Source organism: Bizionia hallyeonensis, assembly GCF_042657385.1.
Classification (GTDB): domain Bacteria; phylum Bacteroidota; class Bacteroidia; order Flavobacteriales; family Flavobacteriaceae; genus Algorimicrobium; species Algorimicrobium hallyeonense.
In genome coordinates, this window is record NZ_JBHSLA010000002.1 from 1 (window position 1) to 24,969 (window position 24,969).

Genomic DNA, 24,969 nt, shown 5'->3' on the forward strand with positions numbered 1-24,969 from the left:
TAATAGCAGTAGCAAATAAATTATTAAAACAGGCATTTGCTATCGCAAAAAGTGGTTTGCCTTATGATGAGAACTTTGTTTCAAAATTAGCTTAAAATTGCTTGTTTTTTAACTCAGTTCTTTGTTGCCAACCGTTTTTTATTCCGCATTATAATTTTCGACCGTTTTTAATAATTGTTTTTCAAAGTTATAAATGTCGTCAATAGAATTTATTGGTTCTTTAATTTCCTTCTTATTGTCGTCAAAAATGCTAATGTATTTGTTTCCTCCGTTTAAATGAAGTCGGCAAAGTGGCTTTCTGTTATTGTCATCTAATAAAATTCCAAAATAAGATTGAGTGTCTCTCGAAACAATTCTTTCTTTTGATAATTTTCTTCTCAAAATCGCAACTACAATTGCAAATCCTTCCAATTCCTCTTCTGTAGTTTCCACTTTGCTTTTAGGTTCTTCCTCAACTTCTTCTATTTTTTGTTTTTCCTCTTCTTTATTAAGAGCTGAATTTAATCGGTCGTTTACTTTTTCGCTTATTATCTGCGTAAAAGCTTTATTTACAATTTCGGTAAATTCGTCCATAACATTTGAAGTTAATCTTCCATTATATGCTTTATTAGCAAATAAGCGAACAAATTCTTGAGATGGCGACTGAAGTTCTTGGTCAATCAGATTTTTAATTTCTCTTGTGTATTTTAAATTACTCGCATTATCAACGATTTTAGAAACATCAAATTTTGATTTGTGAAATTTCTCGATTTCTTTAACAGTACTTTCTTTTAAGTTTGTAATGTCAAATTCTAAAAATGGTTTTTCGTCCATTTTATTCGTTTCTTCTAAATCCGTGTAGAATCTATAAGTAATTCCATTTGTTAAAAGGGCAAATCTCGTTTTTGTAACGTGAAAATATCTAAATAATTGAGAGTTGTGAACGTTCAAATCTTGTTTCCAATTTTTACATTCTACAATTAAAATTGGTGCTCCATTTTGAAAAATCGCATAATCTACTTTCTCTCCTTTTTTTAGTCCTAAATCGGCAGTAAATTCAGGCACAACTTCTGTCGGATTAAAAGCGTCATATCCTAAAATATTTATGAACGGTAAAGTGAAAGCGTGTTTTGTACTTTCTTCTGTTTCAATTCGGTCTTTCAGCTGTTCTACTTTGTCTGCAAGTCCTTTTAGTTGGTTAAATAATTCCATATTTTTCTTATTAGTTCGGTTTTTTTTCAAATGGTTGGCAACGGTTTCGTGTATGAAAAGTGCGTGTTTGTGTCAGAGGGTTTTCGGAATGAAAATCGGAAGAAAGCAAACACACACTTTCCTTTTGATTAAGCACTAAAATAAGCATTTTTTATACACAGTGTTGTGGTGCGTTTTTATTTCCACGTTCTTCTTTATTTCGCCTGTTTTTCAAAATTCCGATTGTTATTATATAAATCAGTACGATTGCGAATGGTATAGCAATAAATCTATGTTCAGGTAATAAATACCAAAGTGCAAGAACTATTGTCGTTCTAAAAGTTGCGTGGAAAATCCCAACCCAATGATTAATTATCCAAGAAAATGGTAACCACATTAAGCCTGTCAAAATTCCGACTGTCATAGGCAATGAAGAATAGTCTATAATAAAAAAAGGAATTGCAATAGAATAGGCTAAAAGTGCTTGTCCAACCGTAAAAAAGAAAAGCTTATCAAATTCATTTTTTGGTTTTGTTTTATCAAGGAAATTTTCACCTGTGAATTTTGAAATGAACATAGCTAAATACACAATACTACCAGTTCCAATAAAAATAGACCAAACTGCTATAAAATCAGAGAAAAAAATCCCAAAAATTCCGATAATTGTCCAAACTATTAGTCCTGATAAAGGTGTAGCAAGAAATTTTTGATTTGAAAATTCAATTCGTTGCTGTTCGAGTGTCCTTTTATTCATTGGTTATTCAGTCAGTTTTATTTTTTTATATTTCTCAAAAATTGTTCTTCGAATTACAATATTTTTTCTAAATTTTGATGCTTTTCCGATTTTTTTTAAATGCACCACAACGTGTGTGTAATATTACTAGTGTTATTATATTTATTATATCTACACCTACAAATCTAATGGATTTTTAATAGAATCAAAACTACTTTTAGCAACATGAGTGTAAATTTCAGTGGTTTTAGTCGAGTTATGCCCTAATAACAATTGAATATATCTTAAATCTGTACCGTTTTCAAGAAGATGCGTTGCAAAACTATGTCTTAACGTATGTGGAGTTACATGTTTCCTTATTCCTGCTTTAATTGCGGCGGCTGATATTATTTTGCCAACACTCCCCGTACTGTACTGTTTATTTTTAATACCTTCAAACAAATATTCTTGTGGCTTCCATTGTTTATAATATTCTCTTAAATCTTTAAGCGCATTTGTTGATAAAATGGTGTAGCGATCTTTATTGCCTTTTGCATCCGTTACGTGAATAAGCATACGAGAACTATCTATATCATTAATTTTCAAATTTAGTACTCGCCTCGTCTCAAGCCTGAAGAATACAACAAGGAAACGATACATTTATGTTTGATGTTGTTAGTAGAGTCAATCAAAAGTTTTATTTGGTCCTTTGAGAGTACAACTGGTAGTTTTTTCTTTTTTCTAGGTCTATCAATCCTGTATAACCTATTAGGCATTCCCATAACAACCTCGTAGTAGAACTTTATACTGTTTATGGACTGATTGATATATGAATTAGAGCGTTTACTTTTTATAAGAAGTTGCAAGTAATCTCGTATATCTACCTCGTTAATATGATCTATATCTTTATCAAAAAAGTGATTTATAAATTCCTCAAAAAGTTTTACATAAAGTCTAACGGTGTTATTAGAATATTTTTTTAATTCAAGCTTTTGTAAATAGACTTCTGGACACAATCTGTAATTAGATGGTCGTGCTCGCTGTCTATACCAATCAACATCAAAAACCTCATTAAGTGCTTTAGAACGGGTGTGACTAAAAAAGTATTTCGAATCAACCCAGGCTACGCCTCTAAAAGTATTATAAATTTCGTCTAACTGATTTTTGTTGTTCGGAACACGATACATATTAAACTCATCACTCCAATTTACATTTTTAAGTTGTTTAACAAGAATATCCAATGCCTTGTTAGAGTAGAATTGAAGACCAATATATTTCTTATTGTCTATTAATAAATGCTTTAAGGCTATATGTTGTCTAAACTTCATTGTACACTTTTTATAAAATTAAACACTATAATTGATTTATCCGTATCTTATACGAATAGTATTCGTGTAACCTTCACTTAATTAATGAAATGAGACAAAAAACATGCGTAGCCTGCGGAAAAGAATTGAAAGGTAGGTCAGATAAACGATTTTGTGACTTACATTGCAAAAGCACCTATCATTATAGAAAATCACAGGAGGAAGAACCTAGATTTTTCAATAAGGTCGATAATCAACTTAAAACCAATAGAAAGATATTAAAACAGTATAATAAAGCAGGAAAGGCAACTGTTAGGTCATCGTTAATTATAGGTGAAGGGTTTAATCCTAATTTCTTTACGCATTATTGGAAAAATAAGAAAGGAGATGTGTATCTATTTGTATATGAGTATGGATTTCTTAAAAAAGTAGAACATGGTGTAGATAAATTTATTCTCATAAAATGGCAAGATTATATGCTGAAAAAAAATCCTTTGAGTTAATATAGTTTATAATCATGTGAACAAAATCAGAAACCCGATTTCATCAAAGTAACTGTTCAAAATCTAGTGCTAGTGTTGAAATAATGGACTATGTCGGGCTTATCCAAAATCTTGGAATTCGAAGTCAGACCGAAAACAGAAATACATACAGGATGCACACCGGGATCAGAAATCCGTGTAATAACCAATTCTTTTTTTACTCCCTATCCGCTTTCGGCAGCTGTAAATCCTTACACACTTCCTTAAAAAGGTCTCCTGGGTCTTCGTCAATGGCAAGGGCAATTAAGTATAGCTCTTTTACTTTCAATTGTGTACTTGCATTATTCGCGAGTTCGCTTAATCGTGTTTTGCTTAAACCAGTTTTGCGCGACACGTCTGATCTATTTATTGATTTTTTTGCAAAGAAAAGTCCTAATTCTGTCATCTATTTATCCTGTTTTCAGTATATAAAGTTACTATTTAAGATAAAACTTTCCGATTTTCTAAACTTTGATTTGTTATTTTGTCTTATTATATGTATATTAGTTCCGATAATATGAAATAATTGTCTTATTTTATAAATAAATGTAGAAATGATGAGTCAAATACTTAATTCACATCAAGAACAAGTTATAAATAAGCTTACTACTTTACTGGACATAAAATACATATACCAGTCAGATACCGGATTGGCAGGTGGCAACCAACCGCTGCTGATTGTGGTGCTTTCAGGATACTGTTCGGCGTTAACACAAAAGTTATCGGCCATGGTTGCCAAAATATGTCAGGAAGAAACCGCTATGCTATACCGGATATTCCCCTTGGACTATGCCGAGGAACAACTTATAGCGGACAACCTGTTTTTTGTGTATCACTGCAGCTGGGATAAACTAGTTTATCAAAGTCCTCAAACCGAACCGGATCGGTTTCAGGAATACCAAATCCCCCAAAGCACATCCAACAACATACAAACAAGCTTTAATAAAGAAAGCCAAAAACTAGCGGGCTTTTTAAAAGGGGCCACTTTTTTTATGGACAACCATCAGGGGTCCCATGCGGCCTATATGCTGCACCAATACATCGAGCTGTGGTTTCGGTTTGCAGCGCTCATTACCATGGGCAAGGCGCGTAAAAGCCATCGGATAAAAGAACTGCAATCCTATATCAAGGATTTTGCGCCAGAACTCGGAAACCTGTTCCCTACGGAAATAGAGGCGGAGCACAGCTTGTTAAACCTGTTGGATGCAGCCTATATAGCAACGCGCTATGAAAACCACTATCATATTAATACGGAACAGCTCCAACGGATCCTGGAGAAAGCCAAAGCCCTAGAAGCCATGGTAACTCGTATATATACAACCCTATGGGAGGCCTGTACAAATCCACTAACAAATCCAAAAGAACGTCAGAAGCCTAATGAATCATGCCGGCCTCCAAATGCTACCGAAAAGGCTAATTTTATACAGTCACTATCCGAAAGGGATTTTCCCAGCCTAAAACCCCATCGGGTTAGAACCGGCTTATACACCATGGAACTGCTTACAGAAGGTTATTTGGATACCGCCTATATGATAGCCAATCTAGTAAAAGTCTGTTTGCTGGCTATGGAATCCGACTACCGTGGGACGCGGTACATTCCCGATCCAGAATTTAATATTAAAGAAGTGTTGGGGTTTATCTTGGATATGATACCCTATACCGAAATGGAGATGCTAGACACCATCAGAGATGAAGCTTTAAAAACAGCCATAGACGATTAATAAAACAGCCATGACAGATACAAACAAATTACAAGCTATCCGGGAGCACATCCAAAACCTCTCGGGCCTCCGAGAAGAACCTTTTGGAAATAGAACCAGAAAAACTGTGGGGTTTGAAGTGTTGGACCAGGCGGACTTGACCAATTCCATAGCCGCCCTTTTGGAAGTCTGTTATTATGCGCTGGATGGCCATGGCAGTTTTGTGGAACCCAAGCATTCCCATAAAATGCCAATAGCTAGTGTAACCAAAGTTATTGAGATGGTCATTGACCTCTTGCCTCACGACCAAATGTATGGATTGGATAAGATTACCGAAATACTAGCGGATGGGGCTAGCAAAAAAGCCTAAAAGGATAACAGGATACCATAACAGTAATCAACCACTAATTAAATTGCAAGCCAGATGAAAACAAAAAAAAAGAAACTCAAAACCCTCTTGAAGTCAGCCAAGCAGCACTTGGACACTTTAGAACCGTCTGATATTCAAAAACAGCAATTTAAAGCCAAGTATTTGCAGTTTGAAGGCTATCAAGATGTGTTTATAACCATTGAAGCCTTAATTAATGTGAGTATTTTAGCCACCCAAGGCGATGTCTATGCACCGCCACGCATAAAAAATCACGGAAGCGATATTCGGAAAACTTTGGAGCTGGCACAAAAACTACTACCCTTTGAGGAAGGTGCGTTTCTGGACGAGGTCAATGCCCAAATAAACCAAGAAAATAAAGCCTAGGGCAGGTGTTCTAAATAAGTAACACAACAGCCATAGTATATACAATCCGATTATATTTTCTGATATCAGGATGTAGTGCTAACGAAATTTATAGAGGTATTTTAGTGATAAGGTTATAGGGTTTTACCTGCTTGCTTATCGGCAGAACCGCTTTTGACTCCGGTACTTGGTTGTACCCAGGTATTTAATCCCAAATGGCATTCAATTCGGTTAATATAAGTGGATGTTTATCCGTTATAAGTATGGTATGTTCGTGTTGGGTGACGTATCCACCTTTGTTACCGACTAATGTCCAACCATCATTCAATGCTACAGCAACAGTGGATTTTGTTGAGATAAAAGTTTCTATGGCTACTGTTGTATTTTTTTTGAATCGCTCTCTGTTACTTGTAACGCTGTAGTTTAAAATATTTTCTGGCGCTTCGTGTAAACTTCTACCAACGCCGTGACCAGCCAAGTTTTTAATGACTTTAAATCCTGATTTTTTTGCTTCCGTTTCTATTATATAGCCAATATCAGAAATTCTCACACCACCTTTGATATGGTTTATGGCTTTGCGTAATATATTTTTAGAAGCATCTACAAGCGGTTGGTGATTATGGATGTCTTTACCTAGAACAAAAGAGCCACCATTGTCAGACCAAAAACCGTTAAGCTCCGCTGAAACATCAATATTGATTAAATCGCCTTCTTGCAATATTTTTTTCTCGGATGGTATTCCGTGTGCGGCTTCTTTATTGATACTAATACACGTATAACCAGGAAATCCATACGTTTCATAGGGTGCTGATTTAGCCCCATAACGCTTCAAAATGTCTCCTCCATAGGCATCTAGTTCTTTTGTAGATATGCCAACTTTAGCATATTCTCTCATTAATTTTAGTGTAGTTCCAACAACGTCACTAATCTTTTTCATTCCAATTAATTCGTCTTCTTTTGTTATCGACATGTTATTTTCTTTAATTGCTTACAACGGTTGGTATAAGTCATGGTTTGTATATAGACACCACAAATATAATCACATTTTAATCTTCAATATAGAAACTAAAAGTAACTTAAAAAATAATAGCACGAATAAATTTTCAGCGCATTAATAGTTTAGGTAAAAATAGAAAAGCGCGTTTTAAAAAAATTAGGGAAATGACTTCTTTAAAATGGCGCTTTTACAACTAAAAGCGCGATTTTTTAAATTAACCAAATAACGGTTGTGCGAGAAATTTAGAAGCAAACCACCAAAAACGGCCGATTTTATAATACCGTTTTAACAGCCATTCCCGGCAATATGTTTTAACTTTATGAAAATTTAAAACATAAAATCATGAAACAACAACTACTTAATTTCTTGGCTATCATCGGTTTAATTGGAACCGTTTCGGCACAGGGTTATACCACGCCAGATACCGGAACCACCTTTACTTTAGAGGATCTGGTGGCGGCAAGTCCGGCTACCATTTCGGTTTCAGGCACCACTTATACCTTGGTGGATGATTTGATAATTTCCACAACAGATACTTTTCTTATAAATTCAAATGTAACATTGGAACTAGCTGCCGATATCCGCATCACCGTTTTTGGAACCTTTAACGTCAATGCAGATAGTGTCACGTTTACGGCCATAGATCCAGCCGCACCTTATGATGGTTTTCGCTTTGAAGAGTTTTCTAATATTAACATTCAAAACGCTACCATTCAATATGGTGGTGGCTTACGTGTGCTTACTGAAACGTTTACCATTAACAATTGTCTAATTACCAATAACGTGTCAGGTGTTGCAACGGGCGGCGTTATTGCGCTTTCACGAGGTATGCCGCAAATTACTAACAACACGATTACCTTTAATCAAACCCCAGCTATAAGTTCGGGTGCCAATAGTGCCGTATCTCCGTATATTTTTAATAATTATATGGAAGGGAATAATCAAGCAAATTCTAACCGACCTCAAATTAACATGGGGACCACAAGGACTACAGAACCCATTCAAATTATTCAAAATACCATTAAAGGCGATCGCAGCTTGGATATGGTAGGCGGCATTGCCGTGTCTAACTTGGTTGGAGGTACCATAAATGCCATAATCGATGACAATAGCATTACCGATAACCGATATGGACTGACCATTGTTGGAAACAATGCCTTTGCTTACGTTAGAAATAACAGGATTGAAGACAATGATTCACAAGGAAGTCCTAACGTCGGCGGAAGTGGTATTTCCTTAAATACCTCTTCAGGCGGTATGGAAGTCATTGCCAGTGGAAATCAAATTCGTCGTAACCTCTGGGGAATTACGGTTATTGGGGAAGCGTCTATTAACTTGGGTGATGGCGCCGCAAATGTAGGCCAAAATGTCTTTTCTGAAAATGGAAACGGTGGCATAACGTACGCGCTCTATAACAATACACCCAACGCATTGATGGCCATGAATAATTGTTGGGATGAAACCAATGCGCCAAACACCCTTGCCGACGCCGAAGCCGTTATTGTGCATCAAAACGATATGTCTACATTAGGATTAGTAAGTTTTGATCCCGTAGATTGTGGCTTTTTAAGTACAGACGATCACCAATTGAAGGTCGTAACCATGTATCCGAATCCTACAGACGGACAACTAAACATAGCCGATAATACGGCTTTTAAACACATGACCATATACAGTTTAGATGGAAAATTAATCATGCAGAAAACACTCCAAATAGGAGGGAATAGCATGTTTTTGGATTTGAAGGCTGGTATGTATATTTTAGAATTAACAGGCGAGAATGCGAAGGCCACCAAAAAGCTAGTGGTTAAATAATTTGGAAGGACGTAATAGTGAAAAGCGCCACTTGAAATGTGGCGCTTTTTTACATAATGTAAAGAACAGTCGCGATTCTCAAAGCGCTTAAAGCTGTTTTTTTTATTACAGGTAATGCCCCATAAACCATTGAATCCCAATAATGGTTTTCGCATCGCAAAACTGATTGGTTTTGATGTGTTTACGGACCTCCTGAACCGGCATTTTTACCAATTGAATATCCTCTTTTTCAGTTATCAAACCGCCACCTTTAAATATGTTATCGGATGAATTTACTTCGGTATAGAACAGAAAAATGCGCTCCGAACTTCCGCCAGGCGAAACAAAAAATGAACTTATAAAATCCAGCCCGTTTAGCTGATAACCAATTTCTTCTTCTACCTCCATTTTCACACGCTGTTCTGGGTTCTCATCGGCTTCTATAGAGCCGGCAGTAAGCTCAAGTATCCAGCCATCCCCTTCTTTAATGCTGGGATATCTAAATTGCTTGGTAAACAGCAAGCAATCGGTGTCTTTTTCATAAATAACAATGGCTACAGAATCGCCCCGTTCAAAACAATACCGTTCCACCTCTATAGTTTTTGAGTTGAAGGTGTCATGGTTAATTTTTGCTTTTTTGATTTTAAAGAAACTGTCAAATACCAGTTCTTCATGAAGTAGGCGATAGGTCATAATTTTTTGTTTTTTAAAGCAGACTTAAAGTCTATGTAAATTCGAAATAGTAAAGTAAATAATTTGGTTTCAATTTTCCAATCGTGAATAAACTTACCAAGTAAAGAGACAAGTCCGTGAAAAGTCGTAACCTCAATAATTATCAGGACGTGACAAAATGGTTTGCGGCTATGACATCAAATTCTAATGCAATCCGAAAACCAATCACCCCAAACAATCCAATACCACAGCACCAACAGATCTTGGTAATTCGCATAAGGCATCACCTTGAATGCTATAAAAACGTATCCCTAAAACGGCCACACCAAAATGAATGGGCGCTAATACGGTATTGGGAATGAGGTCAAAGGAAGTGCTGCCAGAACGAACATCTAAAAAATAGGTAGGAGACAGGTGTAACGATGATGCCAAGCTATCAAAATCAAAATCCAATATACCCAAAGTAAGGCCAATATGGGTGGTAGCTTTTGGTTTTTTAAACAAACTGGGATTAAAGTCACTAATGGCTAACTGCTGCCTTTCCCAATTAAAACGCCCATGGGTTGTTAACGCTTTTAATAGCGGAGTTTGGTAAGTAAAGGCATACTGCTTAAGTAAATTTTGGCCTTTGGTTGTTTGTAAACCCTGTTTTACAGTTCTTTTTCCACGTTCAGAAATACCATCCAAAGCCTTAAGGCCTAAAAATAATTGCATCATCCTGGAGTGGAATAGCTTACCTGTAATACCAATTAAAAACGGCGATAAGGCCAAACGAAAATGCTTTCTAAGCCGACTACAAGTCCCAAATTCGTTATAATTATCTCTTACGGGTTGCATACTGGCTTTGGTTTTTATAGCATACCCATCAAACCCACCGCCAGCTTTTCGTTTATAGCCAATACTACGGGCTATATAATAATTAATATCGCCCAGGGTTCCCGAAATTGTAAAAGGTCCTTTTTGTCGTGCCATGGTAATACTAATATAATGAATAACAGGTATATAAGCAATAGGTATAGCGTATCAACCCTATGGATACCCTATAGATACGCTATACATAACCCTAGTATATTGTAAGGATACAAGGGTGGAAAATAGGCTTACAGATGCCCTGTTTAATCAATGCACCGTTTTTATAGTAGGTTTCAAATAGAAATGAATGAGGATTCTAACAAAAGAATGTCTGTGTCAATGCCTATAAGGGTTAAGCCTAATAAAATGGGTCTAGTTTCTATAATCTAAAAGCGTAGCGGTCTAGATTCAATGTCAGAGATTAAAGAATATAGAATGTAGTATAACCATACTAAAATCTAAACGTTCACGCATTTATAACACGTTTGTATACCTATTCACTTGGAAGCCAGCTTCAGCGAAACCCATAAAAAAAAGCCCTATACTTTCGTATAAGACTTTTACTGCTGTAGCGAGACCGAGATTTACAGAATCTTTATAGGGTTGCCATGACAATAGTAAAAGTTTAAACGCGAGCGCGTTGAATGGCTTTTTTTATGCCTTCATCGCTTATGTGCTAGCACAACACTTAAAGACATAAAAAAAGCCCTATACTTTCGTATAAGACTTTTACTGCTGTAGCGAGACCGAGATTTACAGAATCTTTATAGGGTTGCCATGACAATAGTAAAAGTTTAAACGCGAGCGCGTTGAATGGCTTTTTTTATGCCTTCATCGCTTATGTGCTAGCACAACACTTAAAGACATAAAAAAAGCCCTATACTTTCGTATAAGACTTTTACTGCTGTAGCGAGACCGAGATTTGAACTCGGGACCTCCGGGTTATGAAAATTCTAACTATATAATAATCAGATAGTTAAGTGATGTTTTCGCTGCAAGTGTGTTCCAGGAAAGAACAGTTTATGTTCACTATTATTAATAATAGTTTGAGGTAGCAATATATAAAAATTTCATAAAAACACCCTGTCTTAGAGCTATATAAATTAAGGGTTTAGAAAATGGGATTTTCCTTGTTTTAGCGTTTTTTAGCTTTTAAAAAGTAGTAGACAGGATGAACACGTTTTTAAAAACTGTTTAAACGATATTTCAGTGTATAAATAAAACAAGCAAACTATAATATATTGTTATATTTATACAAAATTTCGACTTGATTTAACACCTAATAAATGTCCTTTAAACAGTCATTCCTTATTTTCTTCTTTTCCATTTTAGGGTTGTTAAATCTTATGGCTTTGCCATGTTATGCATTTCAAAAAAAAGCAATAGATAGTACTTTATATTTTAGTGATAAGGTAGAAAACCCAAAACAAAAAGATGATTTAATTGATGCATTCGATTACTTCACAAAAGTCAAAGATCAAAATCTTAAGGCGTCAAATTAAACGCATGCCATTTACAATTTGCGGCAAATAGCCATTATTCAAAATAAGCTTGGTTTCTTTTATGATAGTGAAGGAACGGCTATTGAAGCTTTAAAATTAGTAGATAATTTGCCAGAAGATTCAACGACTACTGAAAGCCGTATTGGAATTTACAATCAGCTGGGTAAAATATATCGTCAATTATTAGAATACGATAAAGCCATTACCTATTATCAAAAAGCCCTCGATTTAGTTACAGCAAAACACCATCAAATTATACTTAAAAATAATATTGGCTATGTGCTTATAAAGTCGGGAAATTTAAATCAGGCACTTTCCGAGTTTGAAGATCTCCATAATTCGTTGGCAGATGTTCAAGATCCTTCAGAAAAAGCCCGTATTCTCAATAATTATGGAAAAGTAAAAGGGAAACTCAATCAACCAGATGCCTTGACTTACTTACTACAAGGTCTTGCTATGCGTGAAGCTTTAAAGAATGGAAGTGAAGTCATTGGAAGTTACATGGATGTATCCAAGTATTACTCGGAAACAGGTGATACCATCAAGGCAGAAACATATGCAAGAAAAGCTTACCATTTAGCTAAAGAAACTAATAATTCTAATATTATTTCAGAAACAATGGATGTAATAATTGAATTAAAAAGTGATTCGGAAGTTCAATTATATAAAAAAATCAGTGATAGTATAAAAGAAGCTAATCTATTAACCGAAGGAAAATATGCCTCCAAAAAATACGATTTTACGCAACAAGAAAAAATAGCGAATGCCAATTTGCTTCAAGCAGAAAAAGAGAAAAATTTGAAGTTGATTTATGGATATACCGCCATTCTTTTGGGTGTTTTTGCTTTTGTGTGGTTTTTAGTAATCCGACAGCGCCATAAAAAACAAAAACAGTTAGAGGTTTATAATACAGAATTACGGATTTCAAAAAAAGTACATGATGAAGTGGCGAATGATGTGTATCACTTAATGAACAAACTACAACAAGAACAGATAAACAAGGATTCAGTTTTAGATGATTTAGAAGCTGTTTATGAAAAAACAAGAGATATTTCCAGAGAATATCATGATATAGATGTGGTCAATAATTATCAAGAACTTTTAAAAGACTTAATTTCAAATTATCAAAGTTCTGAAAGAAATATCCTTATCAAAGGGATTTCAAAAATAAACTGGGAAGGTTTATCCGAAACTAAAAAAGTCGCTATTTATCGGGTCATTCAAGAATTAATGACCAATATGAAAAAACACAGTTCGGCAACTATTGTGGTTTTAGACTTTAAAAAGCAAGGTCGAAAAGTTCATATTCAATACACGGATAATGGTGTAGGAAGCAACCAAAAAAAACAAAATGGATTGCAAAATGCGGAAAACCGTATAAATACTATAAATGGTTCTATTACTTTTAAATCTCAAATTAACGAAGGCTTCAGTGCATTAATTATAGTTTAGGATGTTTAAAAAAGTAATAGTTTCAGACGATTTAATCAGTATTAATCTAGGAATGTTAACCATTCTGGACACGTTAAAAATAACCAATGTCACATCCGTCCAATACTGTGATGATGCGTATTTACGAATTAAAAGTGCCAGTTTAAATGGTGAGCCTTTTGAATTAATAATCACCGATTTATCCTTCAAAAAAGATCATAGAGATCAAAAATATGCCTCTGGAGAAGATTTAATTGAAGCATTACATACCAATTTTCCTGATTTAAAGATTATAGTTTACTCCATAGAAGATCGGATTCAAACGGTAAAGCGTTTGTTGAATGACTATGCTGTAAAAGCTTATGTCTGCAAAGGTAGGCGAGGACTTATTGAATTAAACGATGCTATTAAGGCTGTTTCTCAAGATCAAGTGTATGTTTCAGAAACAGTTTCACAAGCGTTGAGTAAAAAATCGGATTTAGAAATTGATGATTATGACATTTTACTGTTGAAAGATTTGTCTTTGGGATTATCGCAAGAACAAATCAGTAAGCAATACAAGAAAAAAGGCTTATCGCCAAGTAGTTTGAGTTCTATAGAAAAGCGTCTTAATAAACTCCGCATTCAATTTAAAGCCAAAAATGCTATTCATTTGGTCGCCATCGTTAAAGATTTAGGACTTATTTAAAATTTCATCAGGTTACGGAAAACAGTAAGGAAAGTTGACATATGTACTATATGTTTGCTATGCTATTTATTGAGAAAAAACGAGGGAGTTTTTTAAGCGCACAGGTTTTGTGCGCTTTTTTTGTTGCTTTTTACGGGAAACAGTAAAGTGATTTGAGGACAATTCTTTATGTTTGGATAATGATCAAACTTCTATTTTAAAACATAATAAATTCTTATTTTTGAAATTAACCAAAACCCAAATTCATGAGATTACCTTTTTTTTTATTTCTATTATTTCTACCTATTGCTATACTTTCCCAAAATTATGTCCAAGTTAACCAAGTAGCCATTCAAAAAAACACTTACACTATAAATAATAATAACAATATTGGTTTAACAAATATTGCTTATGCTATTAATTCGTTTAGGAATTCTTGGGATAATAATAAAAAACGAGAACGTGAAATACAAAAAGCCAAAGCCCAATTAGAAATAATTAAAAGAACCTACGACGATCATGAGAATTATCCTGAAAGCATAATTGATGGTTGGCATATTGTATCAGTCACTGATAATTTTAATTATTGTACTGATGCCAAAGTGTTTATTGATAATAATCAAATAATAAAGTTTGTGATAAACAATTATTCAGCTCATACTTTAGACTTTAAGATGATTACACCCATAAAAAATGGTAAAGCCCTTTTAAGTCTGGACTTATTAGATGGTAATACAGATACTGTGGAAGTCTATTTCATAAACGATTTAAATGGTCCACAAACTGTGGAAAAACCTCAAGATGCTGGTTATATTTCTTTCTGGTCCGATATGAATAAGGCTAAAAGTATAAAAATATGGATTGAGGATATGTACTATGGCGAATTAGGAAAGCAATTTGACGATGAACCTGAATGTTATGAGGAAGGAACAATTTCATTAGGTTATAGACCTGGTGTTTATAAATTTAAAGCAGCTGGTCGTGGAACTATTAATTGGCTTGGAACTTTTGAAATAAAAGAGAATTCCTGCCTTATTCTTAACTTGAATAAAGATAATAGGAATTAAACAAAATACAATGGAAGAGAAATTTGGAAAGTGGTTAATTGAAAAAGAACATAAGGCTATTGGAACGGTTTACAGCTATACCAATGCTATTAAGAAAATATCGGAGCACTATTCACAGTTTCAAGGAAAACGCATCTATATTTTTGATATTGAAGATGAGACTAAAATTGAACCTTTGATTGAATTATATGATTTTAATGGGAAACACAGTGATTTTGGCAATAAAGGTCATCGAACTTATATAAACGCTTTAAAAACTTATTTAAGATTTTTAAAACGAAATGACATCGAGCAAGATGTAACTTTTAGAACAACAAAAAACATTAAAATAAAATCAAAAAGGATTTATTCAAATTCTGAAATACAAGAAAAAATTTCAGTATCGGCAAGAAAACTTTCAGATACCGATTTAGAAAAACTGTGTTTAAAAGATTATTCTAAAATCACCTTTAACATTAATTTCCCACTTTTTTTAAAAGTGCCAGATCATTTTACATATGCCGAAAAATCAATTGCGGTAAAGGATGAAGGAGGAATGAATCGATGGACATGGAAATATGAGATTAAAAGAAACGGTTACTCATACGCTATTAGTACACAATGGTATCCGAGAAATGATGAATTTGTTCAACGGTGGTTGCGTAAATTTCAATAATACTAGATGCTTTGAAGATTCTTTTTATATCTTTAAAAATCACTAAAAACATAATGAAAGTAACTCTGTAAAAGCTGTTTTAATTATGTTTCAGTTTAATTAATCATGAAGTTTTTATGTTTTTTAATAAAATGATAATTAAAATTATTGCAGATGAAGAATTACACTAATTATAGTTTTCTTAAAGATAAATATATAGACTTATTGCAATTAGCGATGCTGGCTGAACGAAATTGCTTTTCGGATCCTAGCACAACCTTATCTAAATTAAGAATACTATCAGAAAAGTTGGCAAGTACATTAATTGATTTCGAACAATTAGAAGAGCCTGTTGATGCCAGACAAATTAGCCGACTAAATATTTTAGCGAATCAATCAGAAACACCTTCTGAGATAATTTCCATTTTTCACACTATAAGAAAATCTGGCAATAAAGCGTCGCATTCTGGAGAGGGATCACAAGCCGAAGCCAGATACATGTTAAGGCAAGCCTTTTATTTAACAAAATGGTTTGTTGAGGTTTATGAAAACGTGGAAGTACTTGTAGATTATCAAACACCAGAAGAGTCTTGGTTTTTGGTGGAAAATAAAAGGGAAATAGAATTAGAGCAAAAATTAGAACTCTTAGAAAAAGAAGTTGAAAGTTATAAGCAGCAAATAAAAGAGCATACGCATATTTCTGATGAAGCCAAGCAGCAACGTAAGGAGCGTGCTCATCGTAAAGCCAAAAAAATAGAAGAAACGGAATCTGAAACAAGAGAACGGATCGATAAGCAGTTACGAGATGCTGGTTGGGAATGTGATACTCAAACTTTAAATTATAAATCTTGTAAAACTTTACCTCAAAAAGGAAGATACATGGCCATAGCCGAATGGAAATGCGCTACAAAATGGGCAGATTATGCTTTGTTTAATGGTTTGGAGCTAATAGGAATTGTTGAAGCTAAAAAGCATATTAAGAATGTCATGAGCGATTTAGGTCAAGCTAAAACTTACAGTCAGCTTGTGAATGATGACCATGATATTATATTTCCAGCTCATCCTAATAGTGACATTTACAAAGTGCCATTTATGTTCTCAACTAACGGTAAACCATATTTGGAGCAATTTCAAACAGCTTCTGGCATTTGGTTTTGGGATGGAAGAAATCAAAAAAATATAGCAAGGCCATTACCACAATGGTTTTCGCCACGAGATTTAATTGAAAAACTAAATTACGATGAAGGTGAAGGCGTCAAAAAATTAAAGAGTACAGGATATGAACTGTTAACGGATCCTAGTGGTTTAAGTTTAAGAGACTACCAAATAGATGCCATAAAAGCGGTAGAGCTTAAAATTTTAACCAATACAGAAGACAGACGTGCTTTATTGGCAATGGCTACTGGTACTGGTAAAACACGAACCATGATTGGTATGTGCTATCGTTTAATAGCTTCTGGAAGATTTCGACGCATTCTATTTTTAGTAGATCGGCGCATGTTAGGTACTCAAGCTTCTGATGCTTTTAAAGAGCTGCATATTGAAGGTTTACAAACATTTGCTCAAATTTATGACCTTCAAGAATTAGAAGACAAAATAGCGGAATTAGATACAAAAATCCATTTTGCAACGGTTCAAGGAATGGTTCATCGGATTGCATATGCTGATGAAAGCCCGAGCGTTGGAGATTATGACTGTATTGTGGTTGATGAAGCCCATAGAGGTTATACGTTAGATCGGGAAATGGACGAAGAAGAATTGATACTTCGCGACCAATTAGATTTTCAGAGTAAATACCGCATGGTTTTAGATTATTTTGATGCTTATCGTATCGGTTTAACAGCAACACCAGCCATTCACACGAAAGATATTTTTGGAGATCCTGTTTTTACATATTCCTATCGTCAAGCAGTTATTGAAGGTTGGTTAATAGATTTTGAACCACCTTATGTATTTCAAACAACCTTATCTAAAGACGGTATTGTTTGGGATAAGGGAGATAAGGTTAAAGTTTATGATCCAGAGGACAATGATATTAAAGATTTAGGTGTTACCGAAGATGAAATTAAAGTAGAAATTACAGGATTTAATAGAAAAGTAATTACCGAAAACTTCAATCGTGTAGTTCTACGAGAAATTATTGAAACCTATGGTGTTCTTCCAGAAAACAAAGACAAAACACTAATTTTTGCTGCAACCAATGCGCATGCAGATACGATTGTTAGGTTATTGTATGAATTATATGAAGAATTAGGTGTTGATCCAGATGCTGATGCTATTGTGAAAATTACTGGCGAAGTCTATAATAGAGAAGATTTACTGCGCAAATTTAAAAATGATCAATACCCTAGTATCGTGGTGACAGTCGATTTATTAACTACTGGAATCGATGTTCATAGTATCTCTAATTTAGTGTTTTTGCGTCGCGTAAATTCCAGAATTTTATATGATCAAATGATTGGTCGTGCAACCAGACGTTGTAATGAAATAGGAAAGGAAGTCTTCAAAATTTACGATTGTGTTGGTGTCACAGAAATTATGGCAGATGAGCAGGTCATGAAGCCCGTCGCTCCATTGGTAAGTAAAACGTTTTCTAATTTAATTGAAGAATTAGCTATTATTGAAGACGATTATTCCAAAGATGCCAAATTGGATCGTATTATTGCTAAAATGCAGCGTAAATTTTCAGGTTTTAGTGACCACCAAAAGGAGCAATTTCAAATATTATCTGGAGAACCAACAGTACGGGATTTTGCCAAAAAGCTTAAAGCTACTGACCTCGCTAAATTAAACAATGATATTCAAGATTACAGTCACCTTTGGGAGTTTTTAGATAGGGAAAAAGGAAAAGCATTCAGTTATGGAACCTTGTACAGTGAACATGAAGACAAAGTGGAAGATGTTTTTAGAGCCTATGATAAAAACCTAAAACCAAAAGATTATTTAAATGCTTTTTCAGAATATATTAAAACTAATAGAAACCAAATTGCAGCTCTTAATATTGTTTGCACAAAACCCAGTAGTTTAACAAGATCCGATTTAAAAGAACTCCGTCTTATTTTAGATACCGAAGGGTTTAATAAAACAAATCTGAATACGGCTTATAAGGAAGTAACCAATACCGAAATTATTGCAGATATTATTGCACACATTCGCACCTCTGCTATAGGTGAAAATTTAATAAATCATAATGAGCGTATTGCCAATGCGGTTTATAAACTTAAATCATCACATAATTGGAACCAAATTCAATTAAAATGGTTAGATAAAATTGAAGCACAACTGCAAAAAGAATCTATAGTTACAGTAGAAGATTTAAATAAACCACCTTTTAGTGTAGATGGAGGATTAAAACGCCTAGAAAAAGTATTTAAAAACGATACTGCTAAGATTATTAAAGAGCTAAACGAGTATTTATACGCTTAACTAATGAAAGATAAACAACCTCAAATCATAACTATAACAGATGCTTTTAAGAACACTAATTTAAGCATTCCAGATTATCAAAGACCATATAAATGGACTGAGAAAAACGTAAAACAACTATTAGATGACATTAGGTTAAATAAGAATAGCATAGATTATCGCTTAGGAACTATTGTATTACATGAAAATGAAATAAACGATGAGACAGTTTTAGAAATTGTTGATGGACAGCAGAGAATGTTAACTTTAAGTTTAATTTCTTTAGCTATTTTTAAAACGTTTGATAAGAACGATTTTTTTAAAAAGTACAAAGATTACAAATCACCCTTGTTAGAACTTAAATTTGGTAATTTTATTACTCAAAGAAATCTAAAGGCTAATTACCAAGTGATTTTAAGAGAGGTAAGAAACTTTGATGAATCTACAATTCATTTTTTTTACAATCATTGTAAAGTTGTTTGGGTAACTATTTCAAATATATCAGAAGCATTTCAGTTTTTCGATTCTCAAAATTCTAGAGGGAAAGATCTTTATCCTCAAGACTTATTGAAAGCATTCCATTTACGAGAAATGGCTAAAAACACAGAAGAGGAAAAAAGGGCTTGTGTGGAATATTGGGAAAACCTTGATCAAAAGAAGTTAGATAAGCTCTTTAAAAACTATTTGTTTAGAATCAGAAACTGGAGTAAGGGAAGATCAGCAGAAGAATTTACTAAAAGCGATGTTGATGTTTTTAAAGGCATTACACTAGATAATACTCATGGATTTAATTACGTCCAAGCTTACAAAATAAACCACTTTTATACCGAAATGTATAATAGTGATATGAATAGAAATATAGATGGTTTAAAATTAGAATATCCATTTCAACTAGACCAAATTATGATTAACGGTCAACGTTTTTTTGAGTTTGTTACACATTATGGAAAAGAGGTTGAAAAAGTAAAAAACTTTGGTAATAAATTAAACGAAATTAAACTTAAAATAAAAGACACAAAAACGAAAGCGCTTGATATATTAGAGCTTTTGGAAAGTTATGATGCACGTTTTAGAACAGGAGATCTATATGTGAGAAACATTTTTAACTGTTGTTTGCTATACTACATTGATAAATTTGGCTATTACAAAATAGATGAAGTGATTGTAAGATTTTTTATTTGGGTATATTCACCTCGTATTGAAAAACATTCCGTAAGGTTAAGAACCATTGATAATTTAGGGGCAGATGATAATGGTTTTTTTAGAACTATAAGAGAGTCTATAAATACAAAGGAAGTTTTTTACAAAGAATTAAAAATAGTAGTCCCTTATGGAGGTAATCGTAAAAACAAAAAAACCAAACCACTTATTGAAGTCTTTAATGAGTTAAATTATATAGCCAATTAAATATGGAGCCAAAATATTTAACCAGAGAGCAAATTTTTGATGAAAATGATAAATACAACATTCCTATTTATCAAAGAAATTATGCTTGGGAAGAATCACAAATAAGCCAACTTATTCAAGATATATACGATGTTTATCCAGATAATAATAATTATTACTTGGGTAGTTTAATTGTATATAATAGAGAAAACATATATGAAACTATTGATGGGCAACAACGTTTAACAACTCTTAATATATTAGCTTGTATTTTAAAACATGAAGCTAAGGAAGTTAACTTTTTTGAAAACGTTAATGTGAATTTACAGTTTGATAGTAGATTAAATTCTAATAAAACACTTCAGTATTTTAATGAAAATGGTTATGCACCTACTACATTCGAGTTGCATCCTCAAATGGCTCAAGCTTATGAAATTATAAATAGAAAATTACAAGAATTGTTTGGAAGAGATTTTTCTAAATCTCAAGATTTTAGAAATTTTTTAGATTACTTTTTACAGAAAGTAAAGATTTTACGTATTCAAGTTCCTGAAAAAACTGATCTCAATCATTACTTTGAGGTAATGAATAATAGAGGTGAACAGTTAGAAAAACATGAAGTACTTAAAGCTAAATTCCTAGATATTTTAACTAAAAGCAAAGACAGCGAAACGCATAGAAAAACCTTCAACTTAATTTGGGAAGCTTGTTCATATATGGATAGGTATGTGCAATATGTTTTTAAAACCGAATATAGAGTTCCTTTATTTGGAGAGTATTGGAACGAAATTCAATTTCATGATTTTCAAGATATTTGTGATAAAACATTTCAAAAAGAAGAATTAATTGAAACTGAAGATGATGAACCAGAAAACACGCTTCTAAATATTGTTTTGGGAGATGTTAGAGTGAAAGAAGATAATGAAAAAGATATTAATGAAGAAGGTCTTGAACGTTTTACACCTGTAACCTCTTTTCCTCATTTTTTATTACAAATTTTAAGAGTTACTGTAAATTCAGAAGTGAAATTGGACGATAAAAAATTATTATCAGAGTTTAAAAAGCATCTTTTTGAATCTGAAAACGTTTTGGAATTAGCAAAAGAATTTGGTTATAACCTTTTGTTATCGAAGTACATGTTCGATAATTATATTTTAAAAAGAGATTATAAAAATGACAAAGAATCTTGGGCTATTTTAGAAATGAAAAAGCAAAATGATAGAGATATTGGATATTATACCAATACCTTTGATGATGTTAAAGAGCATAATAAACTAGTTTTATTGCAGAGTATGTTTCATGTGTCTTTTCCTCAAACTAACTATAAACACTGGTTGTCAGCTAGTTTAGATTTTTTGTTGTTTGAGGAAGTTGATGTAAATAGTTTTATTAATTACTTAGAAAATTTATCTGATGCCTTTTATTTTAATCGATTGGTAGGCGACCTAGACTATCACAAAATCATTTTTGAAAACCAAGGTTGTATTTCAACAGAATATCCTTCGTATTTTACAATAGACAAACATTTTAACATTGGTACAAGCGTCAACAATTTTATCTTTAACCGGTTAGATTATTTACTTTATTATAATATAGACACTCAAAAAAATATAATATCAGAAGATAATAAAGACGAAGATTATATTTTATTTAATAAAAATGATTTTGAATTTTCATTTAGAAGTTCCGTAGAGCATTATGCGCCACAGCAGCCTAAAAACAACGACAAACCAATAGATAATATTGATAACTTTGGTAACCTTTGTTTAATTAGTGCAAAAAGAAATTCAGAGTTAAGTAATTATTCGCCTTCTGCAAAAAAAGAGCATTATAAAAAATCTAACACTATCGAAAGCTTAAAGCAACGTTTAATGATGTGTTATAAAAACTGGGATGAAAATTCAGTAAGTGAACATCAATCTCATATGATAGAATTACTAAATACAAAAACAACTATAAAATAAATGGCATTATCCACACAAGAAATAGTAAACAAACTCTGGAACCTTTGTAACGTATTACGAGACGATGGAATTACTTATCACCAATACCTGAACGAGCTTACTTTTATTCTGTTTCTTAAAATGGCAGAAGAAACGGACTATAACGATAAGCTACCAGAAGGTTACCGTTGGGAAGACCTAAAACAAAAGGAAGGCGTAGAACTCGCCACCTTTTACCGTCAGTTATTATTAAAATTAGGAACGGAAAGCACAGGCAACATCCAGAAAATATACAACAACGCACAAACCAGTATTCAAGAGCCAGCTAACCTGCGTAAAATTATAAAGCACATCGACGAGCTTGATTGGTTTGAAGCCAAAGACGAAGGTTTAGGCGAAATGTACGAAGGCTTGTTAGAAAAAAATGCCAGCGAGAAAAAATCGGGAGCAGGACAATATTTTACGCCAAGACCATTAATTAATGTGATGGTACGTTTAATGGAACCTAAAGTGGGCGAACGTCTTAACGATCCTGCCTGTGGAACCTATGGTTTTATGATTGCCGCACACCATTATATTTTAAAGCATAACGATATTTACACCCTTGGAGATGCCGAAAATAACCATTTACAAACCGAACAATATTCGGGTTGTGAGTTGGTTGGCGATACCCATCGTTTAGCCATGATGAATGCATTTTTACACGGTATGGGCGGAAACATTGCTTTAGGCGATTCTTTAAGTAGCTATGGCGAAAGCATAAAAAACATGGACTTAGTCCTGGCAAATCCACCATTTGGAACTAAAAAAGGAGGAGACAGACCCACCAGAACCGACTTAGTCTATCCAACCTCTAACAAGCAATTAAACTTTTTACAGGGTATTTATAGAAGCTTGCATACCAGAGGAGGCGCAAGAGCAGCAGTCGTATTACCAGATAATGTATTGTTTGAAGATGGCGACGGACAAAACGTGCGTAAAGACCTTATGGAAAAATGTAATTTACATACCATTTTGCGTTTGCCAACAGGTATTTTTTATGCTGCAGGAGTAAAAACCAACGTCTTATTTTTTGAGCGTGGTACCACAGATAAAGCAAATACCAAAGACGTATGGTTTTATGATATGCGTACCAATATGCCCAACTTTGGAAAACGCACACCGTTTACTGAAAGCTATTTTGCAGACTTTGAAAAAGCCTATACCGCCAAAGACCGAAACAAAATTAAAGACGAACGTTTTAGCTGTATAACTAGAGAAACCATTGCTAAAAAGAATGATTCTCTAGATTTAGGTTTAATAGCAGACGATAGCATTACCAAAGCCGAAGACATTGGCGAACCTATAGATATTGCCAAAGAAGCGTTAACCGAATTAACCAGCATTACCAAGGAGTTGAATGCCATAATTAAAGCATTACACTAGATGGAGAAGAAGTTGCCAAATAATTGGATTGTAACTGAAATAGGTAATATTTGTCTAATAGGTGATGGAAATCATTCAGGAAAATACCCTAAAAAGGAAGAAATGCTTTCGGAAGGAATTCCTTTTATTAGAGGTGTTAATTTTAAAAAGGGTATAGTTTCTACGAAATATGTAATTTACCTTATATTTATTGGGGTTAGAGCATTTGGGCAACAAATAGGATACAAAAAACACCTAAAAAGGATAAATTAAAGACAATTATTAATAAATTCAATTACGAATATAGCATAAAAAAACCACTCATAAAGAGTGGTTTCATACATAAAAACATCAACCGTTAATTAGCTGTTCCAGAGCCTAAATAAACGCTGTTTGACACTGTATTACCTTCAGCAGTAATAAATGCCATAAAAAGCTCGACTGTATCACCTGCATAGGTACTTGGAATTGTAATGATTTGAGATCCTACAGTTCTATCAGCACCATCAAGAATATACATTGATTCCTTTTTACTTGGATTGTAAACCAAAATCATTGCTTTATCAGTTGCATTTGCATTACCTTCAGCAGAGTTATCATCCCAAGTAAATTCTACTTGTCCCGCAGTTGCTAAATCTGTTGCAGGGTTTAATGCTCCTGATAAGTTACCTCTACTTAATAAAGCTAAAGCATAATCTACAGTAAAGTTTGGTGCAGCTCCTGTAATAGCATTATTCAATACATAAGACATTGCAGCATTAAACTCTGTTTTTTGCACCGCATAAGACTTATATCCCTTTTGGATAAAGCCTAAATTCGGTTGAAGATACTCCAAAGTAACAGTAAACTTGTTTCTTTGGTTAACTTGCCCCTCTGTACGTGGATTTGCCACGCTTGAGGGTTTGATTCTCAAATAGTCAATACCTTTCCAAGAAGCACCAACTACGTTTCCTACTTTACCTGATACACCGCCCAGGATTCCTTGTGAAATAACACCCATTGTATATAAAATTTAAAATTAATACTTGTTCGAAGTTGGTACGGACTTGGTACGGTCTTTAACCAACACAAG

General features: G+C 33.7%; 24 protein-coding genes. 15 read left to right on the forward strand and 9 right to left on the reverse strand.

The genetic code is table 11. The features are described 5' to 3' along the window. Positions 1–138: 138 nt before the first annotated feature. The 4 genes from ACFPH8_RS05400 to ACFPH8_RS05415 all read right to left on the reverse strand — a co-directional run bounded on the left by ACFPH8_RS05400 (position 139) and on the right by ACFPH8_RS05415 (position 3,210). On the reverse strand, positions 139–1,191 hold the full coding sequence (locus ACFPH8_RS05400; protein WP_376859120.1) for a type I restriction endonuclease: 1,053 nt from the start codon (positions 1,189–1,191) through the stop codon (positions 139–141). 151 nt (positions 1,192–1,342) lie between these two features. After that, positions 1,343–1,924, reverse strand: coding sequence for a DUF7010 family protein (locus ACFPH8_RS05405; protein WP_110474113.1), 582 nt, complete (start codon positions 1,922–1,924; stop codon positions 1,343–1,345). Positions 1,925–2,080: 156 nt separating this feature from the next. Then, positions 2,081–2,488, reverse strand: coding sequence for a tyrosine-type recombinase/integrase (locus tag ACFPH8_RS05410; protein WP_376859123.1), 408 nt, complete (start codon positions 2,486–2,488; stop codon positions 2,081–2,083). A gap of 2 nt (positions 2,489–2,490) precedes the next feature. Beyond that, positions 2,491–3,210, reverse strand: a complete 720-nt coding sequence (locus ACFPH8_RS05415) for a tyrosine-type recombinase/integrase (protein ID WP_376859125.1) — start codon at positions 3,208–3,210, stop codon at positions 2,491–2,493. Positions 3,211–3,299: 89 nt separating this feature from the next. On the opposite strand from ACFPH8_RS05415, the gene ACFPH8_RS05420 reads away from it, so the two are divergent. Continuing rightward, on the forward strand, positions 3,300–3,692 hold the full coding sequence (locus ACFPH8_RS05420) for a hypothetical protein (protein WP_376859127.1): 393 nt from the start codon (positions 3,300–3,302) through the stop codon (positions 3,690–3,692). A 196-nt stretch (positions 3,693–3,888) separates the two neighbouring features. Here the strand turns inward: ACFPH8_RS05420 and ACFPH8_RS05425 are convergent, their stop codons facing one another. After that, positions 3,889–4,116, reverse strand: coding sequence for a helix-turn-helix domain-containing protein (locus ACFPH8_RS05425; protein WP_376859129.1), 228 nt, complete (start codon positions 4,114–4,116; stop codon positions 3,889–3,891). A 148-nt stretch (positions 4,117–4,264) separates the two neighbouring features. Between ACFPH8_RS05425 and ACFPH8_RS05430 the strand changes: the two genes are divergently transcribed. From ACFPH8_RS05430 to ACFPH8_RS05440, 3 genes are read left to right on the forward strand one after another with little or no spacing between them, the layout of a single operon-like run. Next, positions 4,265–5,431: a HEPN domain-containing protein gene (locus tag ACFPH8_RS05430; protein ID WP_376859131.1), complete on the forward strand. Its 1,167-nt coding sequence runs from the start codon at positions 4,265–4,267 to the stop codon at positions 5,429–5,431. A gap of 10 nt (positions 5,432–5,441) precedes the next feature. Then, a complete protein-coding gene (locus ACFPH8_RS05435) occupies positions 5,442–5,780 on the forward strand; it encodes a hypothetical protein (protein WP_376859133.1) in 339 nt (112 codons plus the stop codon). Between the two features lie 54 nt (positions 5,781–5,834). Then, on the forward strand, positions 5,835–6,164 hold the full coding sequence (locus tag ACFPH8_RS05440) for a hypothetical protein (protein WP_376859135.1): 330 nt from the start codon (positions 5,835–5,837) through the stop codon (positions 6,162–6,164). Positions 6,165–6,348: 184 nt separating this feature from the next. Here ACFPH8_RS05440 and map read toward each other — a convergent pair whose 3' ends face one another. After that, positions 6,349–7,113 carry a type I methionyl aminopeptidase gene (map, locus tag ACFPH8_RS05445; protein ID WP_376859137.1) on the reverse strand — a complete coding sequence of 255 codons (765 nt, stop codon included), beginning with the start codon at positions 7,111–7,113 and terminating at the stop codon, positions 6,349–6,351. A 369-nt stretch (positions 7,114–7,482) separates the two neighbouring features. Between map and ACFPH8_RS05450 the strand changes: the two genes are divergently transcribed. Continuing rightward, the gene (locus ACFPH8_RS05450) at positions 7,483–8,955 is read left to right on the forward strand and encodes a T9SS type A sorting domain-containing protein (protein ID WP_376859139.1); all 1,473 of its coding nucleotides are present in this window, start codon (positions 7,483–7,485) and stop codon (positions 8,953–8,955) included. A 105-nt stretch (positions 8,956–9,060) separates the two neighbouring features. On the opposite strand, the gene ACFPH8_RS05455 is transcribed toward ACFPH8_RS05450, so the two are convergent. Next, positions 9,061–9,627 carry an NUDIX domain-containing protein gene (locus ACFPH8_RS05455; RefSeq protein WP_376859141.1) on the reverse strand — a complete coding sequence of 189 codons (567 nt, stop codon included), beginning with the start codon at positions 9,625–9,627 and terminating at the stop codon, positions 9,061–9,063. 204 nt (positions 9,628–9,831) lie between these two features. Beyond that, positions 9,832–10,578, reverse strand: a complete 747-nt coding sequence (locus ACFPH8_RS05460) for a hypothetical protein (RefSeq protein ID WP_376859143.1) — start codon at positions 10,576–10,578, stop codon at positions 9,832–9,834. 1,166 nt (positions 10,579–11,744) lie between these two features. On the opposite strand from ACFPH8_RS05460, the gene ACFPH8_RS05465 reads away from it, so the two are divergent. The 10 genes from ACFPH8_RS05465 (at position 11,745) to ACFPH8_RS05510 (ending at position 24,170) form a co-directional block, all read left to right on the forward strand. Next, the gene (locus ACFPH8_RS05465; protein ID WP_376859145.1) at positions 11,745–11,960 is read left to right on the forward strand and encodes a hypothetical protein; all 216 of its coding nucleotides are present in this window, start codon (positions 11,745–11,747) and stop codon (positions 11,958–11,960) included. Positions 11,961–11,978: 18 nt separating this feature from the next. Next, the gene (locus tag ACFPH8_RS05470; RefSeq protein WP_376859147.1) at positions 11,979–13,412 is read left to right on the forward strand and encodes a tetratricopeptide repeat-containing sensor histidine kinase; all 1,434 of its coding nucleotides are present in this window, start codon (positions 11,979–11,981) and stop codon (positions 13,410–13,412) included. A gap of 1 nt (position 13,413) precedes the next feature. Then, positions 13,414–14,079, forward strand: coding sequence for a response regulator (locus ACFPH8_RS05475; protein WP_376859149.1), 666 nt, complete (start codon positions 13,414–13,416; stop codon positions 14,077–14,079). Between the two features lie 245 nt (positions 14,080–14,324). Beyond that, positions 14,325–15,125, forward strand: a complete 801-nt coding sequence (locus ACFPH8_RS05480; protein WP_376859151.1) for a hypothetical protein — start codon at positions 14,325–14,327, stop codon at positions 15,123–15,125. A 10-nt stretch (positions 15,126–15,135) separates the two neighbouring features. After that, complete coding sequence (locus tag ACFPH8_RS05485) at positions 15,136–15,780, forward strand: hypothetical protein (protein WP_376859153.1); 645 nt, start codon at positions 15,136–15,138, stop codon at positions 15,778–15,780. 153 nt (positions 15,781–15,933) lie between these two features. Beyond that, a complete protein-coding gene (gene hsdR, locus ACFPH8_RS05490; RefSeq protein ID WP_376859155.1) occupies positions 15,934–19,185 on the forward strand; it encodes a type I restriction-modification system endonuclease in 3,252 nt (1,083 codons plus the stop codon). 3 nt (positions 19,186–19,188) lie between these two features. After that, positions 19,189–20,571: a DUF262 domain-containing protein gene (locus ACFPH8_RS05495; protein ID WP_376859157.1), complete on the forward strand. Its 1,383-nt coding sequence runs from the start codon at positions 19,189–19,191 to the stop codon at positions 20,569–20,571. Positions 20,572–20,573: 2 nt separating this feature from the next. Continuing rightward, positions 20,574–22,514 (forward strand): GmrSD restriction endonuclease domain-containing protein, encoded by a 1,941-nt coding sequence (locus ACFPH8_RS05500; RefSeq protein ID WP_376859159.1) that lies wholly within the window; start codon positions 20,574–20,576, stop codon positions 22,512–22,514. Continuing rightward, positions 22,515–23,918, forward strand: coding sequence for a class I SAM-dependent DNA methyltransferase (locus ACFPH8_RS05505; protein WP_376859161.1), 1,404 nt, complete (start codon positions 22,515–22,517; stop codon positions 23,916–23,918). Further along, positions 23,919–24,170 carry a restriction endonuclease subunit S domain-containing protein gene (locus ACFPH8_RS05510; RefSeq protein WP_376859163.1) on the forward strand — a complete coding sequence of 84 codons (252 nt, stop codon included), beginning with the start codon at positions 23,919–23,921 and terminating at the stop codon, positions 24,168–24,170. It begins immediately after the preceding gene. Between the two features lie 85 nt (positions 24,171–24,255). On the opposite strand, the gene ACFPH8_RS05515 is transcribed toward ACFPH8_RS05510, so the two are convergent. Then, entirely contained in the window at positions 24,256–24,897 is a 642-nt protein-coding gene (locus tag ACFPH8_RS05515; RefSeq protein ID WP_183477859.1) for a DUF6266 family protein, read from the reverse strand. Positions 24,898–24,969 lie beyond the last annotated feature (72 nt).